We start from the raw sequence: 16,383 nt of genomic DNA, 5'->3' as shown, positions 1-16,383 counted from the left end.
CAAAGAAAAGATTACTACCTCTTGCGGATTCTTTCTTTTCGTTTGCCCACAAATGAGCGACCATAGAGTTGTTCATATCTATTAAGTTTTGAGTGTTAATTATTGATTATACTTGCTAAAAATAACATCGACACAAGTTCCGCCAATAGCGTTTGCGTCATTATACGAATAAAAACCTTCTGTTCCCCAATCCACACCAACTGGACAACCATCTGCATGTTTTACAAAGTCATCAACTTCTTGCGCTTCCTCGTTAGATATTCCAGTGTAGTCACCATTAATCAAAGCCCCAATCCAATAAATCGGAAGCCTATATCTTATTATCTCTATATTCATAACTTTATCAATTTACAATTACTACCTTTTCATTCTATTTTATTCAATGGACCGGCATGCGCTTCCCCATTCTCATAATAAAGCTGACCCTCATACTGGTTATGATGAAGCTCCTCACGTATCGCATCTTCATCGTCAACCCAATGTTCATATTCCTCATGCCATGACTTGAAGAAGTTATCATAACATTGTCCCATCAGATCCTCTAAAGAAAAACCCTCCGGATAAGTACACCATGCATTGTAATAATCAATTATAGGTTTCAGGAGATATAAATCATAACACATCCCTGTCAATGGGAAATTATCTCCATAGTCAAACATCACCCTACTATATTTGTGCTTGTACTCGTATTTCCCATCAACATATTTACATGGCGTGGAGAAATACCTGCCCTTGATAATACGTGGCATAATGTTGTTGTTGATATACCTGAACAGTAATTTGCCACATAAGTTATTAGGATATATATCCTTATCATAATCAGTTGGATGACAGTATATAGGATCATTGTACTTGAATTTGAATCTAAAATCATACCTCGTATATCCAACTTCCCAGCCATAAGCCTCAGTATTTGTCAGATCCCCAAAAGACTTCATGGTGCTTATATAATCAGCACCATAAGCTTCCATGCAACAATCCATTATATTCCAGCGCTCACGCTCTATGATCCTTTCTTGTGAATCTTTTGACAGCTCATAAACTCATACAGTTTTAATACAATCTCTTTCATAATCCCTCCTCTTTTAATATAACTAGATCCCTAACGTCAATCGAATGACATACGTACCTCCTTATGTTCACGTTTAGAGATATGATTGTGGCTATTCTCACGAACCACCACAATCCAGATTCAGATATTACTCATCCTTTATCTTTACAAATGGGTTTTCTACATAAAATTCTATTACATTCTTAGATTTTATAGATGTCACTATACCGGTGGTATCCACAAATCCATCTGTCTCATCCATTGTCAAATCTTCTATTTTATCTCCCGGCAGAAAACAAAGATTATAGTCTTGATCAATATACATAATCATCTTTAACCTAACCATGTCATCAATGACGCCTTTCATTCTCTCCACAACCTCTAATTGATCATTAGTAAGCATTAATTTACTTTTTGAAGATTTTACTAATCTCATGTCTCCATTCTTGTCAACTACAGTCAAGTCATTGAATTTATACACATCTTCACATGTTCTGTAATATGTTTCCTTACAATAAATTTTTCCTTTATTATCTATTTCAACATCAAAACATTCCAACTTACACTTGACAGCTCTTCCGTTTTTGTATTTCCACACATCACCTATTGGAGCGAATCCGTATAATGACTTAAAAACATCATATATTGATAGTTTTGTCTTAGGGATGCTCTTATCCTTTTTAAAACATTCTTCGGACGAATAAAATAATTTCCCATCTAATGTCTTCTCAGCCCCACATCCTCCCCATGTTCCTACATATCTAACTACTCCATATGTAAAACTGATCAAGATTTTATCAATCTCAAACCACTTTAATTTTCCTGACATATCGTCAAAAAGATATCCACTCTCTAGATAAACCGATAAATGCTCTCTTATTTCCATAACAATTTATTTTTTAATTAAACAACATCATTTGCCTTGATCGCTATCAGTCTCAATACTCCTCTAAGTATCATGGTTTTCATGATACAACTCATAATATTACATTGAACTTCTCATTTAAACTATCTAAAGCTCTTTGATACTCCTCTTCCTTGTCGAACTTAATTTGAGTACTGTTCTCCAAACCAAAGGACAGGGTGAAGGATATAACCCAGCCCGATCCGTCCACGGCCTGCCCCTTGGGCCCCCACGACATCACCTGCTTCTTGGATATATACCAATTCCCTATCTGCACGAAGTCAGGATAGTTGTTAATCAAATACCTTATCTGGATATTCAAATAATCGAAATTATCAAAAGAAATTATGTGATATTTGTTCCTTATCCTTATCTTCAGAAACGGATTGTTCCCGTAATATGCGGCGAATGCCGACACCACGGACATAGGATACCTTACGCCTTTTATTATCACCCATTTCATATACAATACCTCCTTATATTAAACTATTTAATATAAATTCATCTTCCTCCGTTCTCTCATACATAGGCTTATTTTGTACCGTTTCGACAAGATCAAGCACCTCATCCCAAGTCCTTTCTGATAGCGTCCCATTATTTATGCCACAACACCTACATCCACTAGAAAATACCGGTATCATACTTCCATCACACATCCTAACGAATTTATATCCTACATATTCATCACATAACGAACATTTTCTTACTGGGATAAACCTTATTCTACCTCTATTAATGATACTTATTAATACCTCACGATTCATATTATTCCCTTAATTTACGTTTAACCTCTTTAACATACATAGGAGAATGCAATCCCCTATGCAATCTTATAGCCCGATCTATATCCTTTTTAGGATTATGATGAGATTGATATATCTCGAACATTTCCCTAGCCTTGACAGGATTCGTCCTGTCACGATACCTGTACCGCTTTTTCTCTCGTTTAAGGCGCAATATCCTATTAACCTCATCAACGTATATCCTTTTCATTTGCCACCTCCCTAAAGCCCCGGATGAGGCGTTATACGCTCGATCATCATCCCTTGACTCCACGAAAGACAGGGCGGCCGCCAGCTTATCCCATACCCGTGCCTCTACCACGGCAGGCCTTGGGGCGTGGGGCAAGCCGCCGTTTCCTTTTGGTGGTGTCAGTACCACCATAGCCATCATAAGCAAGTATCTTGTCATATCTTATCCATATCAAAATTATTATTCACGATCTTATCACCTATGTTAATTCTCCCCATATCCAAGATATTTATATTATTTATTATACTCCTTACCCAAAAAGAGGATATAATAGCAGAATATTATGATATTAAGACATAAACCTGTCTATTACCATACTGCCATATTTATCCTCCGTCCAATATCATTCGTATCAGTACACAACTTTTATTATTATGGTCATAAATACACTCAATCATTCCTTTTTCAAGCCGCTATCGCCATTAAGATTATCAGCTATACCCAATATCTTCGAAATAAGAGCCTTTTTAGGCTTATATTCGTCATTTATGCTTATAACCGAGTAGTTATATACCACTCCTTCTTTCGAGACCTCCACGCCCACGTATTTAGGCGCAACGGCATCCCTATGCAACACGATAAACGGGTTTTTACCGTCCAGATCATTTATCAACTGGTTAAACTGCCGTCTCGTCATCTGATAGTGATATTATTTCCATGTTATAAATGCGATCTCTCTTTACCCTTATCTTCTCGCATAGCTCATCGAAACACCCATCTTTTTCTAACCTGCCAACATAATATGATACATTCGATTTAGAGCTTCCTTGAAGATATATATATCCTCTTATATCCCTTGAGAAAAAATTAGGCAAGACCATCTTTTGTCTCTTATCCTTATTATCCATATAAGATATGACAACAACCCATAATTCTGGTTCCCGTTCTTTTACCGATAACATAAGATCGAGATCCGATTGACCATTGATATTCCTCCTGCCAGTTTCGTTATAACGAAGAATAATATAATCATCCGCTTTATCATCCTCAATCATCACGACCATAGGACTATTACCCTTCCCATTATCACATAATACTCTTGCCTCTTTCCCGTTGCGGAGATATACCTTATCGTAATCTCCGTTTTTGTATATCTCAAAATCAAATTCTATCACCATCTTATTTCCTCCTATTGATATATTGTTGTGTACGTCCTTCCTCTATCTTCTCGAAGTAGAACTTATTCCCATATAACCTTGTAAAACAGATGTTATACCCGAAATGCTCCGCACGTCTGATTTGCGCATAACCTCTACTGATGTCCTTATCATCAATCAGCGTAACAAAACAATGTGATCCTACTTCTGTATTCAAAACCAAATTTTCCCAATCTTTTACTTCCATATCAAATTTCCTTAAATATTTTTTTGTTATAATTATCGCTATTGTACCATCTATCAATATCCTTATATTGTTCTGGATAAACCCCATAAGACTTGCACCACCTAGGTAATGGCTCGTTTAGCACGTCCAGTGCCGTCGCAAGGTCGAACGTAGCTTCCTCCTTGATACCACATCCCGATCCACTTCCACGGCTCGGTATATAGGCTCTACTATATGCTACACTCATTCCATATTCTCCATGACTCAGATACCCGATGTTGGGTGAATCAGGGAAGGCGTAATACAACATTATATAATCACCCTTACTCCAACCTCTATTATAAGTATCATCCTGCCATGCGAAAACCCTGCAACCGGCTTCTTTTAATTCCGCTGCCGCTCTTTTTAAAATATTATCTTCCATACTACTTACATTTAAGTTATGCCAAGGTGCCGGGAACTGACCCCGGATCATATCCGCACACGTACGATTATGATATATCCTTCCACCCCGCCAAGGTCATGGTCACAATATTAACAAACTAAAATCTAATGTTCATATCATCACACATCTTAAAGAAGACCTCCCTTATGATCTTTTTATACAAGATGTATATCTCATCATCATCCTCATCAAACTCCACTTTCCATGAACGTAATAAATACCTGATATCGCAATTCGCTATATGAATACTGAATATAGACGGAACGCTCATTATGTAGTCCTCGAAAGCTTTCTTAATCCCATCCCTTTTGATATGTTCTTTATACTCATTCTTAAACACGTTAAGCATAAAAGCCAGATACTCCCTATCATATCTAAACTGCTTTTTGTAATTATCAGTATCTATATGATCTAGTATATATATTTCTATAGCGTCCCTGTCGTATTTTGACATACCTCTTCCTCCTGTTTTTTGATATTTAATGACCCTTTTCTCCCCATACGCCTTCGCTAACTGAATAAGCTGGCCGGTAAACACCTTGGTACGGTGTCTTACAATCTTATCCACCAACTCCGGGCATCTGGTTCTCCATCTATAATTAACCTCGCCCTTAGCTTTCTTCTTGTAATATCTGTAAAATGTTACGGCCACTACCACTTCTCCATCTTGTTCAAAAGCCACTAAATCGTAATTGTTGTAAACTATTTCGTTCATGTCGTTATTATTTTTATGTACTTAATCACCTCTTCTGGTAAGGATGCTAGATCCTTAACTCTTTTACCGAAATCGTATGAATGTCTCCTATATGGATAATAATCACCAACATATATTCCTATTCCTTGTGGATGAAATGGATTTTCGCTGCATGCAAACACAGGATAATATACCAACCCACTACTATCTTTACCCTTATCACTTACACATATTATCGTGTATCTATCTATCTCCCCATCGCCAATATCATACACCCTTACTTTTACCTTCACGCCATTGGCGTTTGTTATAACATTATTCATACGCACCTCCTTTGTTGTTCACGATCAAACTAATCTATCTCCCTACCATATATAGTATACGATCCACACCAGCCACGATTCTCATTCGAGACCCTAATATGATCTACAGGCTTATCTCCTGCCATACAATTAGCGTAAGATAATACCTCCGACATGTTTCTGAACCCGGAATCCGCCGCCGATTTTATAAGTTTCCGATCGTACCCGAATACCCATACCTTCATAATATCCCTTTCCTTTACAGTTCTTCTTATACGCATAATCTTGCCATAAAATAAATAAACATAAAATCTATTCTCTCTTTGTTATCATCCATCCTATGCCCGGTGATCTCAAAAACAACCCTACGCTTTTCTATAGTCTGTATATTATCTAACTGAATAGCTATGTAAGGATATTTCATAACTTTCTCTCTATTGATGTTATACAAAATAGCGTTGACATCTTGCCTGCGAAAATACATATTTACCCCTATATAGCTGGCAACCAAAAGACATTCGTCTATTACCCCATCAGTATCGAATAGCAATAACATATCATCCTTCTCGATAGTATATTCCATATCAAGGATCTTGATACGTTTGCTTCCGTCCTTCTTATCTGATATAAGAACCTCTATCATATCCTTATCAGTCGTAAGGATATAATACGCCTCGTCCTTTGTAATATTATTACGAAGATAAGACAGTATCTCATCTTGTAATTTTATAATCTCGTCCATGTTATTAGTATTTTATATTACCACGCCAAAGGAAAGAACGGCAGCCGACACCCGCAGCCTACCACGCCGTGACACCGCCGCCCGTTCCCCTTGGTATTATTCTGGCACCTCTAATTTCCCGTAATAAGGATAAAAACAACCGTCTCGATAAACCGAATATCTGAGCGTTTTATCCTTTGCTTCATAGATGGAAACACAACCGCTGTTATAAGCGTTGGATAGTTCTTTTGCTACAAATCCGCCTATTCTTTATAGGTTTTAGGCGTATCCCTCAACGGCCTGCCTACATATATTTTTACTCTTTTGCACTTCTTGTCGCCTACGTATATATCCTTTTCTCTAAGCTCCGTTAAATGCATGAATCTCATATCAACCGATTTTAAATCCAACATTCCTCTACCTCTATCTCCATATGATCCTCCCAATCACATCTATCAACGTCCTCGCCATCCTCAAAGTAATAGTAGGCCCATACCTGTACGCCTCCTACCTCTATATATCCATCACTTTTCCATTCTATCAACCCGTCTTGCCTTACCACGTTGGTAGGCTCAGCCCCTAGCGACAGCAGATTATTTACTATACTACCGCCAAATACGTTTCTTGCTTCTTCTTTCGTCATATCACTATCAGATTTTTAATATTACACTAACGCCAAAGGAGAACAGGGACGGACGACCAGCGGGACCTACCCCACGCCATCGCCGCCCCCGTTTCCCCTTGGTTTCCTCCGCATCACCCCATACTAATAAACAATATCTACCCACCAATAACACCATACCCACCATCTCTCACAACCGCCTTGCCTTGACGGGAAACTCCTACCACTTGCAAACTTTTACATTTGATCGGAAGATACCCCTTGCTTGAAAGGCGTTTCCCTTGCTCGAAAGGTGTTCCCCTTGTTTGTTGGTGTTTTTCTTGTTTGTTGTTTTTTTCCTTGTTATTATCATATATCTGCCTCTCCCTAGGAGATAAGATATCCTCATTACCGTTCCATATCTTTATAGCTATATTATTGATTCTATCATCAGAAGGATTTATGATATCCTCATTATCAGGTACATTCTCAACGATACCGCCCTCATCAGCCTTGATGTCATTCTCCATAGATCTGGCGATCATATGATTATAGGTCTTGAACATAAATGCTTCGTCCTCTCCTATAAGACCATCTTGATAAGCCTTATCTATGGCCTGATCATTGGCATAAAGGGAATTAGCATCAGGATCATCGGTATTCCTGAAATCATACTTGCTGTCATCCTCCTCATAAGTCTTCCCCCATGCGTTCGATAATATCTTCATGAACCCGCGCTCCTGCGCCCGGATGAATCTTCTGTCACGCATACGACGAAGTGACTCGTTTATATTCTTATAAGCCACAAGATTATGACGATACTCGCTAAGCAACGCCATAGCCTCCTTATGATTATCAACCCCACGGATAGATACGGCATTCTCAAAACCGACTATAGTCTCATAAGCTGCCATAAGATCGGCGGCGCTGATCCTTGATTCATCCCTGTTTAATAACAGCTTAGATATATCTGTCTCTGAGTTAACTAACGTAGCTAATCTCCTCTCCAAAGCAATCCTATCCTCCGTCAATTTAAGAAGTCTATCATTCTCATTGGCTAACTTGACCTTATCAGACTCAAGAGCTTCCTTAGATGTGACACTCTGCTGAAGCTTCAAAACATTCTTCTCCATTTTCTGTATATCATCTGTAAGCTTCCTGAGTTTCTCAAGATCCCTACTCGAATCAGGATTAAGACGAGAATATATATCTAAAGCAGATCCTATATCCGTATTGTATATCCTTCCTAACTGATTAGCGATATCATCCAAGTTATCCTTAGCCTCAAGACCGTTATAAGCCATGTTGGAGATATAGGTGTTAAATGATCTATTGGATATACCATCGGTAAGGGAGTCGGCAAATCTGCTGGCCATAGTAAAATTATCAACCTTCTTATTGAACTCACTGATAAGGTTGGACTTATACTCATTTACCTGCTCATCTGTCATATTCATATCGGAGGCTATATCGCTATTAGGTATAGACTCGATGACTGTCTTGAAATTCTCCTTAGTATCATCTAACATCCCCATTTCCTGATCATAACGAAGACGATTGAATACAGCGTCACTAAAAGTCTTATCTACGATTCTAGAATTAGGTATATCGTCAGCGTTATTATCCGTTTTCAAGCCTGATAATTGAGCGTTCAGAGCCATGCTGCCACGAATAGCTTGGACGGCCGCCGAGGTCAAGGCGCCGGCATTAGTGTTGTAGGCCTCCACCATCCCCTTGTTACGGGACATGTCTTGGCTCCATTCCTTTATACCTCCAAGACTTTTTACTCCCATAACCGATCCAATAATCATACCGATGCCGATCTCCTTCCAGCCCTCATTAGATCCGTAAGTCTCCTTGAATCCGTTCTTTATAGCTTCCATATAACCTATATTCTGACGGATGGCCATAGGATTATATCTTGATTCCACCCAATCCTCCGCAGACTTACTGGAAACACCTTGAAGACCTTCCTCGAACAAACCCTCAGATACCGGTCGCTTAATGATATTAAACGTATTACCAGCTATTTTCTGCCATTTCTTTGGTGTTATAGCCCTTAGTGCACCGTTGTCCATTCTCTCGGCTCCTACGCCAAATATATTGCGTTTTATGAACTTATCCACGCCCAGATCCATGCCAAACATATCACCAAACATAGCTATATTGGATAACGTAAGGATACCGATATTGGCAGCGAATATAGCGTTAGCGGCATCAGCATTATCAGCTCTGAACTTCATGAGTTCCTCATATGAGGCTTCTCTGCCGTAAGCGTTCCTGTAAGCTTGCTTGAAGTTTTCCTCAGACTCCATCAGCCCGCTCCTTGATTCCACGGAAGCTTCCCAAAGCGTAGAAGTACTCATAAAAGTCAGGTTATCCAACCCCTTGCCTATACCACGACCTATACGAGCAGCTCTTAGCATAGCATTAAACCCGGTCTTTGTAGCAGAAGCAGCCTTCCCCATACCGGCAATCGTAGCACCTATCCTAGCCCCCATACGAGCGGCATTCATAAGACCAGCTCCAGCGAAGGCGTAAGATGACAAAACGGCTCCAGCCGTAAATGCCGCACCAGATAGAAGATCATTCGTCCAGAAATTTGTAGTGAGCATGCTTTTAAGGAACCCGGCATCTCTCTCCTCCTTGCTGTAATAATGATTAAGCGTATAATCACCTCGCTTATCCATATCATCTAACCAATCGGCAAAGCCGTTATCAGATATGGCGGATAACGTCCCTTTTGTAACAAGTTCCTTTAATCCGTATATAGACTGACCTACGCCCCCTATACCATACAATGTGGACTTATAGATGAATTTACCCAATCCTCTATAAGTCTTCTCCCAACCGCTTTGGTTCTTTGACAGACGATCATCATTATCCACGTTATTGATATAACTCTCGTATTTTGGAATCCATTCACCTGTTGACAGCCTATACCTTGAATCACGAAGGTTGATCCTACTTCCAGTTATATCATAATTACCCTTAGGGATACCCGTCTCGTTTATCATCTGAAAAAGCGGATTCCTTGCTTTTACATCATCATGATAAGATGTCTCTACGGAATTTTTTATACCCTCTACTAATGATGGAATACTTCTGCTTCCCTCTCTAGACAAAACATCATTATCCATATCCGATGAACTGCGCATGCCAACAGGTATAGGGATAGAAGAAATATTATCCTTAGAAGGCATGGGAGATGGAATTGATGGAGTAGGGACATAGTATCCCTGACTCTTCATCACATTCCCTATATCGTTATTATTATTGCTCATTTTTTCCATCTATTTTATCCATAGTCTCTTTATCCAACACCGAAAGAATATTGCTAAGATCAGAGTGCTGCTCATTAATATCTCTACCCTTAACAATAACGTCTTTATTGATAGCCTCAACCACGGCTTGGGTAAGATACATCTGAGGACACATATTTATAATCTTCATGATATTATCAGCATAATCAGTATTATATTCCAACACCTTTAGAGGTGTCCCGGTCCTAGCCTGCCCGTGAAAATAAACGCCAACCTCAACACCTCCAGGAAAGCCCTTGGCTTTAATATCATACGATTTGTAATTTCTTAAAACCGTATTAATAATCCTAATAGCTCTTTTATTAAGCTCTGATGTAGCTAGTTCATTGTTCTGAATATTGTACTTATCAACCATCCTAGAAGCCTCCTCAGCCGCATTCTCGATAGTAGCGAAAGCGCCAAGTGAATTAGCTTGCGCCCATTTCTGATAAGGTCTATTGGTCGTGGCAGAAAAAGATACAGGGATGATCTTAGATTCGTAATCTTCAGATCTTACATTCCTTTCCCTTTCGTACAAACTATACCCCATACTATCTAATTCCTCTTTAGTAACTTGAACCGTAGCGATATTTTTCCCGCCAGCCATAGCTACCAAATCAAATGTATTGGGATTATCCGTAGGACGAGCATACAATATGTAATTATTAAGCCTGCTATCTTTATCCTTATTCAAGAAACCAGCTCTTGACAAAAGCAGACTCTCTAATTTAGCATGCATACGCCTATCTTCTTTAGAGGCATTGGTAGAATTAGAGAACGACCATGATCTTGGAGCAAACTCGTCATATCTTCTTTCATAGACCATTTTAGAATCCTGAATAGCCTTAGCTATATTACGACCTATATTAGATGAAGACCATTCTCTTCTAAGCGTAGGGCCGTCAGCTCTAGACATATTCTTACCTAAGATCTTGATCATTTTATCCCTACTAGTCATATCGACATTATCGCTATTCATTACCGGATTGTCTACACGACTATAAGTTTTAGCTATATCATTTATATCCTCCAGAGTGAAATTTTCTCCTGAATATCTATTTAACAAATTTATATAAGATCTCATCAGCTCCGTATTAGCTATAGATCTATCCGCATAGTTGATGTTCTCGCTTATCAATCCAGCTATAGCGGAAACCTTTAAAGCATCTTCTGGTGAATACTCTTTCCCTCCAATAATAGCTCCATTCTTACCAACATCCCTCGCATTAACCATACCATTGTCAGTATATGTATCAATACCTCCAGTAACATAGTCCTGATCCCTTACAGCATCATTAAGGATATTTTCCGTAGCGACATCAAAGGCATTTGTAAGATAATCAACTTCCTCATCCATGATCTTACCATACCTATTCCTATTATCATTCGCTGCCATAAGAGCCTCGTATTTATTCACCATATTTGGGGTTGATGATAATACAGAACTTGACGCACCGCCATTATTAGTGATCCATGCCATAATATTCTCGCTATTAACACCACCAGGATATATAGAAGGATTGTTTTGTATATCGTTCTCTATGCCTCGTAGATCAACAGGATTTATGGATGATATTAAATCCTTCTCACCTGTCGATATATTATTCTCATTCTGAATATATTGATTGTCAAATATATTCTCAGGAGTAACATTAGACTGAACCTTTTCCAGCTCAATCATAACACCTGTAGGGATATTAGAGCTATTACCAGCTTCCTTGGACATTACTTCCCTAAGCTTAAGATTCTGATCTATCTCCTTTGATTTCTGCCTCCACGAGAACTCTCTCTCCTTGAAATCAAGATCTCTCATCTTAAAGTAATAATCATCAGCGATGTAGTTCTCAGATGAGTTGTTATACGACCATCTAGCGGATACACCATCAAGAAATTCATTACGTACAATAAACTCCCCCGCTCTAGCCGGGTTCATATTATTGCCAATAAAGGAAGTAGCCTCCTCCACTAACGCACGGCGCTGTTCCCGGACCTCCTGTAGTGACGCCTCAATAGCCGCCTTAGCGGAAGGGCTGGCCTCGGCCCCTTTGAGTTTGGCTAAGAGTGCGCTCTCCTCAGCGTCAAAACCGGAAACATATTTATTAACGAACTGATCAGTAGTCATGCCACTAAACATACCGGGATTAGTGGCAGCCAAATACTGACCCTCTATCTGCATCTGAGCCTTAGCGTTCTGGGATATAGATCTAGCGGCTATCGCTCTAATCTGAGATCGACTCATCTCATCAACAGTAATATCTCTCATCCTACCAGTAGGCTTGCCATCCACTACCTCAGGAACAGAAAACTTCTTTCCCTTATTAAGACTGACGAAATCCTTCATCATCTTATTCATCTCCTCATTGTAATCCGTATAAGGAGTGTAATGAATAGGATTCATCCTTGTACCAACCTGACCATCATTAACCCATTCATAAAACGGCATTAAGGCCACAGCCTCATTTATGGCACTATATTGCTTAGGATTATTAAGCTTCATATCTTCGATCTTCTGAGAGAAAGACCTATACTCCCTAGTACCGGCGATAGCGTTCAATACACGGGTATCTAAAGCCTCTCCAAGACGGGCTTGTATGCTTCTAGCTATACCATCAGAAGCTAGATTGGATTTACGATACACGTTATTCACATCCTGTATCAATCCATTTAACCTATTCTGAAGATATTCCCTATCCTGAGGTTTTATAATGTCAGAATTGATAATATAATCAGCATACTCATTTATAGCCTGCCGATTGGTATCTATCTTCTGCTGCATGTATCCCATACCCTGCATCATGACATCCATGTTGTAGGGTGATACGTACTTACCGTAATTCCTTAATATACTGTATTGTGAAGCCATTATTTATCCCCTTTTTTGCCTTTAGTTACTTCCTGGGCAGGATATAATCTCCTGTAACTTAATATATCTCCTTGAGGGTCTGCGATCAACTGGCCATTGGGACCAATCTTAACATCCCCAAATATAGATCTTAATGTATTCATGGTCGTAGCCGTGTTCCACTTCTGCTGAATCTCATCATTGACGCTATCGAAATACCTAGCCCAGTTCTCGTCATTTATAGCCAATCCCTGCAATATCCGTTGCTGATAAGCTTGACGTTGCGCTATGTTCTTGTCATAAGTATTCGCCCATGATTGAGAATTGACATTATCAGCCCAAGTTCTTTGAGCGACATTGCCCTGCTCTACCTCGTTAATATACCTACCTATATTAGAACTCATGATAGCCTGTAGGTTAGATGATAAAGCTCCTCTTTGAGAATCCGGGACATTACCCATCTGATCCAATTGTGATTGGAAAGCACGATTGGCTTCAACCATATACTGATCCGCTGATCTCAATACCGGATCCACGGTAGGAGCGTAATGCCTTTCCAGACCTTCCGTTGTCACGGATCCCGGAGTCATCCTGAACACCTCAGGAAAATCAAGACCACCACCTACTATATTTCTTCCTCCCCTATTGTTATCCGACTTATCTGTATTTGTATTGGTATTCGTCTTAGGAAGGGTACTAGCATCAATAAGCTCAGGCATATCCAGCTTAACATCGGGATCCTTCACGTCACCTATATTCATAGGACCGGGAGTCACCTTGTGAGGGTCAAGTATGAAGTCAAGACCTTCCATGCCTTTCATGGATCTTAACGCCTGCATCTTAAGCATATCCTCCCCAAGGATCTTATTAACAATATCTTTATTCTTGTCAGAGAACAGTTGACTGAAATGAGTGATACCGGCGTCATTAAGAGCCTTGTGTTGATCCTCTGTAACTACATCCAAACCAATCATAGGACGAGATGACGAATATTGACCAAACTTATTATCTCTCATTCTATCATGATATGCGGCCTTCTTGTCTTCCGGGTAATTGCCTTGACTATCCTCACCGCCAAAGGAAACGAGCGTCGTGTAATCCCGAAGCGCCTCGGCGTTGGCGATGATCGGGTTCTCCGCCGTGGCCAAGCCCATCCACCCACCAGTAGTGTTGTATATAGCATCCTGAAGAGCCTTGGCAGCAGTAGCCTTCGGAGCGCTCATATAAGCATCGTAAGCCAAAGGCATGAACGTCTTATAATACTCCAGTCTCTCATCGGTATTAATACCGCCATAAGAGCCATCCTGACCCTGACGCTGATACCCAAACGTATTATCCTTATTATTATACTTGTTCTCAACAGGACGGAAAGTAAGGAGATAATCGAATAAAGAACTACCGCCTTTCTCCATCTTCTGACGAATACCAGCTACTTTCTTAAGCAGCTCTTTCTTAGCCTCGGCTACATCATCTTCTGTAAGGCCATATTCTTTCATGGATCTGGATATGATGTTATCTATCTCACCTCCCTTAGCGAAATACGTATCCTCATCCTTCTTCATCTTCCGGTCTTCCTGCTCCTTGTATATGACGTTAGCGAAGTCCGTAAATCTTCCCTCTAAGCCATTAACGGTATCGTTACTATCATTTATAGCCTTGGATAATACGGAAGCGTTTAAGCGCCTCGTATTCTCGTCATCTATCTTATCGTTCTTCTTCAGCTTCTCCAAAGCCTTCTTCTGATCATCATAAGCTGATTTAAGACCTATCTTAGCCTTATACCTATCCATTAATGTGGCATACGTATCCTTCGGCGTAGCCTTAATACCATACGTATCTCTAATGTATTTAGCGAAATCCGGTTCTATGGTAGTATCATCGGTAATAACCTTCGTTCCCTGCTCCAAGGAAACGGGGGTTCCACCATCGGCGTGCTTCTGCCCCATAGCCTCCATCGGCGCCTCTCCGGGCTGCGTCACGTACTCACCCTTCTCGACCTCTACGTTGGCTTGATCTTCCATCGACTTAGGTAACGGATACAGATACTCACCGGTAAGGCTTCCGCTATCGAACCTATTATTAGGTCCTAGATAAACACCGCCACCATCCTTGTACTGCATCTGAGATTGCCTTCTTTGCCTAGCCTCCCGCTCTTGAGCCAGCCTGATATTAGTACGAGTGCCTTGCTCTGACGCCATCCCTGAGAACACGTTCCTAGCTAACCCTAAGACACCACCGATACCTGACATCACGGTGCCTACGATATTAGCCGTCTTAGCCCCGGTGGATAAATCACCGTATCCCTTGCTTCTCATACGCCCTATACCACGACCCATCTGAGTGAATCTAGACCCTATATCATCAGCGCCATAATAAGGAATAGTAGTAAAGTCAAAAACATCCGTGCTGCCAGACTCGTCAACCTTCTTATTGCTGTCAACGATAGCGCTCAAATCACTTGTATCAATGGTATTAATATCAGGCTGCTGAATATCAAATCCTATCTGGGTAGACGAAACCAAAGGTTCCACTCCAAGACCCTGAAGACCAACAATATTACCGGGCATGACAGGATCAACTTCCCCAGCATCTTGATATTTAGGTATCTTCCTTTTAATTACATACTTTCCCATATATCAAATTATTTCGTTCTGATACAAAGATAGTTTAAAAAAAATACAGACTCACCATTTGACAATGATGAGTCTCTTTAATACTAATCCTTTAAAGACATAACAGGATTACCCCATTTCTTTTTCCACTCATGACCAAGATAATCTATAAGTTTATCATAAGTATCTATAAAACCACCATCTATAACCCCGGTGATAACATTCTCTACAGCTACTATGTCGTTTAACTGATTCTTTGTAGCCGTATTCCTTATCCCACTCTCATGCTTGTTAAAGACAATAAAATTAATAGCCTTAGCTACCCTTGATATCTTATCAGACAACTGACCCTTGTCACTAACCAACCTGGCGACGGCCGAACTCATCCTGATATAAGCCTCGCCAGCGGCATTCCTGTCCTCCATGAATCCATCATGCAACCATATTATCACCTTGGCGTATATCTCTGGGTCCAATTCCAATGCTACCATAACAAAAAAATACGGATTTACATACCATTTCTGACCCTCCCCCTTTCCTCTTCGGTAAGCCAT

16 protein-coding genes are annotated in these 16,383 nt (G+C 40.0%); all 16 read right to left on the bottom strand.

Translation table 11 applies throughout. The features are described from left to right. Positions 1-99: 99 nt before the first annotated feature. Positions 100-336, bottom strand: a complete 237-nt coding sequence (locus tag ACFFUV_RS22735; protein WP_390198009.1) for a DUF6926 domain-containing protein — start codon at positions 334-336, stop codon at positions 100-102. 29 nt (positions 337-365) lie between these two features. Then, positions 366-971 carry a hypothetical protein gene (locus ACFFUV_RS22730; RefSeq protein WP_390198006.1) on the bottom strand — a complete coding sequence of 202 codons (606 nt, stop codon included), beginning with the start codon at positions 969-971 and terminating at the stop codon, positions 366-368. 228 nt (positions 972-1,199) lie between these two features. Beyond that, entirely contained in the window at positions 1,200-1,937 is a 738-nt protein-coding gene (locus ACFFUV_RS22725; protein ID WP_390198004.1) for a hypothetical protein, read from the bottom strand. Positions 1,938-2,028: 91 nt separating this feature from the next. Continuing rightward, positions 2,029-2,418: a hypothetical protein gene (locus ACFFUV_RS22720; RefSeq protein WP_390198001.1), complete on the bottom strand. Its 390-nt coding sequence runs from the start codon at positions 2,416-2,418 to the stop codon at positions 2,029-2,031. Between the two features lie 302 nt (positions 2,419-2,720). Beyond that, positions 2,721-3,146, bottom strand: a complete 426-nt coding sequence (locus tag ACFFUV_RS22715) for a hypothetical protein (RefSeq protein WP_390197998.1) — start codon at positions 3,144-3,146, stop codon at positions 2,721-2,723. A 458-nt stretch (positions 3,147-3,604) separates the two neighbouring features. Next, positions 3,605-4,105, bottom strand: a complete 501-nt coding sequence (locus ACFFUV_RS22710) for a hypothetical protein (protein WP_390197996.1) — start codon at positions 4,103-4,105, stop codon at positions 3,605-3,607. A 1-nt stretch (position 4,106) separates the two neighbouring features. Continuing rightward, positions 4,107-4,331 (bottom strand): hypothetical protein, encoded by a 225-nt coding sequence (locus tag ACFFUV_RS22705; RefSeq protein ID WP_390197994.1) that lies wholly within the window; start codon positions 4,329-4,331, stop codon positions 4,107-4,109. Between the two features lies 1 nt (position 4,332). Then, positions 4,333-4,734, bottom strand: a complete 402-nt coding sequence (locus tag ACFFUV_RS22700) for a hypothetical protein (RefSeq protein WP_390197991.1) — start codon at positions 4,732-4,734, stop codon at positions 4,333-4,335. A gap of 118 nt (positions 4,735-4,852) precedes the next feature. After that, positions 4,853-5,470 (bottom strand): hypothetical protein, encoded by a 618-nt coding sequence (locus ACFFUV_RS22695; protein ID WP_390197989.1) that lies wholly within the window; start codon positions 5,468-5,470, stop codon positions 4,853-4,855. After that, positions 5,467-5,772: a hypothetical protein gene (locus ACFFUV_RS22690; protein WP_390197986.1), complete on the bottom strand. Its 306-nt coding sequence runs from the start codon at positions 5,770-5,772 to the stop codon at positions 5,467-5,469. Before ACFFUV_RS22690 ends, ACFFUV_RS22695 begins: the two co-directional genes overlap by 4 nt. 250 nt (positions 5,773-6,022) lie before the next feature. After that, positions 6,023-6,493, bottom strand: a complete 471-nt coding sequence (locus ACFFUV_RS22685) for a hypothetical protein (protein WP_390197983.1) — start codon at positions 6,491-6,493, stop codon at positions 6,023-6,025. A gap of 379 nt (positions 6,494-6,872) precedes the next feature. Next, positions 6,873-7,115 (bottom strand): hypothetical protein, encoded by a 243-nt coding sequence (locus tag ACFFUV_RS22680; RefSeq protein WP_390197980.1) that lies wholly within the window; start codon positions 7,113-7,115, stop codon positions 6,873-6,875. A 137-nt stretch (positions 7,116-7,252) separates the two neighbouring features. Beyond that, positions 7,253-10,366 (bottom strand): hypothetical protein, encoded by a 3,114-nt coding sequence (locus ACFFUV_RS22675; protein ID WP_390197977.1) that lies wholly within the window; start codon positions 10,364-10,366, stop codon positions 7,253-7,255. Further along, on the bottom strand, positions 10,347-13,238 hold the full coding sequence (locus ACFFUV_RS22670) for a hypothetical protein (protein ID WP_390197974.1): 2,892 nt from the start codon (positions 13,236-13,238) through the stop codon (positions 10,347-10,349). Before ACFFUV_RS22670 ends, ACFFUV_RS22675 begins: the two co-directional genes overlap by 20 nt. Continuing rightward, entirely contained in the window at positions 13,238-15,850 is a 2,613-nt protein-coding gene (locus ACFFUV_RS22665; protein WP_390197971.1) for a hypothetical protein, read from the bottom strand. The genes ACFFUV_RS22670 and ACFFUV_RS22665 overlap by 1 nt, the downstream gene beginning before the upstream one ends. A gap of 83 nt (positions 15,851-15,933) precedes the next feature. Next, positions 15,934-16,383: hypothetical protein (locus ACFFUV_RS22660; protein ID WP_390197968.1), on the bottom strand; the 450-nt coding region annotated here is incomplete at its 5' end.

It is taken from the genome of Vibrio olivae (assembly GCF_042428525.1).
GTDB lineage: Bacteria > Pseudomonadota > Gammaproteobacteria > Enterobacterales > Vibrionaceae > Vibrio > Vibrio olivae.
This window is presented reverse-complemented; position numbering and strand designations above follow the sequence as displayed.

Bases quoted from the DNA above. Each gene is read 5' to 3' on its own strand.
- ACFFUV_RS22685 (WP_390197983.1), bottom strand. From the start codon at position 6,493: ATGGACGAGATTATAAAATTACAAGATGAGATACTGTCTTATCTTCGT.
- ACFFUV_RS22715 (WP_390197998.1), bottom strand. From the start codon at position 3,146: ATGACAAGATACTTGCTTATGATGGCTATGGTGGTACTGACACCACCA.
- ACFFUV_RS22690 (WP_390197986.1), bottom strand. From the start codon at position 5,772: ATGAATAATGTTATAACAAACGCCAATGGCGTGAAGGTAAAAGTAAGG.
- ACFFUV_RS22675 (WP_390197977.1), bottom strand. From the start codon at position 10,366: ATGGAAAAAATGAGCAATAATAATAACGATATAGGGAATGTGATGAAG.
- ACFFUV_RS22695 (WP_390197989.1), bottom strand. From the start codon at position 5,470: ATGAACGAAATAGTTTACAACAATTACGATTTAGTGGCTTTTGAACAA.
- ACFFUV_RS22670 (WP_390197974.1), bottom strand. From the start codon at position 13,238: ATGGCTTCACAATACAGTATATTAAGGAATTACGGTAAGTACGTATCA.
- ACFFUV_RS22735 (WP_390198009.1), bottom strand. From the start codon at position 336: ATGAATATAGAGATAATAAGATATAGGCTTCCGATTTATTGGATTGGG.
- ACFFUV_RS22730 (WP_390198006.1), bottom strand. From the start codon at position 971: ATGGAAGCTTATGGTGCTGATTATATAAGCACCATGAAGTCTTTTGGG.
- ACFFUV_RS22665 (WP_390197971.1), bottom strand. From the start codon at position 15,850: ATGGGAAAGTATGTAATTAAAAGGAAGATACCTAAATATCAAGATGCT.
- ACFFUV_RS22720 (WP_390198001.1), bottom strand. From the start codon at position 2,418: ATGAAATGGGTGATAATAAAAGGCGTAAGGTATCCTATGTCCGTGGTG.
- ACFFUV_RS22710 (WP_390197996.1), bottom strand. From the start codon at position 4,105: ATGGTGATAGAATTTGATTTTGAGATATACAAAAACGGAGATTACGAT.
- ACFFUV_RS22705 (WP_390197994.1), bottom strand. From the start codon at position 4,331: ATGGAAGTAAAAGATTGGGAAAATTTGGTTTTGAATACAGAAGTAGGA.
- ACFFUV_RS22680 (WP_390197980.1), bottom strand. From the start codon at position 7,115: ATGACGAAAGAAGAAGCAAGAAACGTATTTGGCGGTAGTATAGTAAAT.
- ACFFUV_RS22700 (WP_390197991.1), bottom strand. From the start codon at position 4,734: ATGGAAGATAATATTTTAAAAAGAGCGGCAGCGGAATTAAAAGAAGCC.
- ACFFUV_RS22725 (WP_390198004.1), bottom strand. From the start codon at position 1,937: ATGGAAATAAGAGAGCATTTATCGGTTTATCTAGAGAGTGGATATCTT.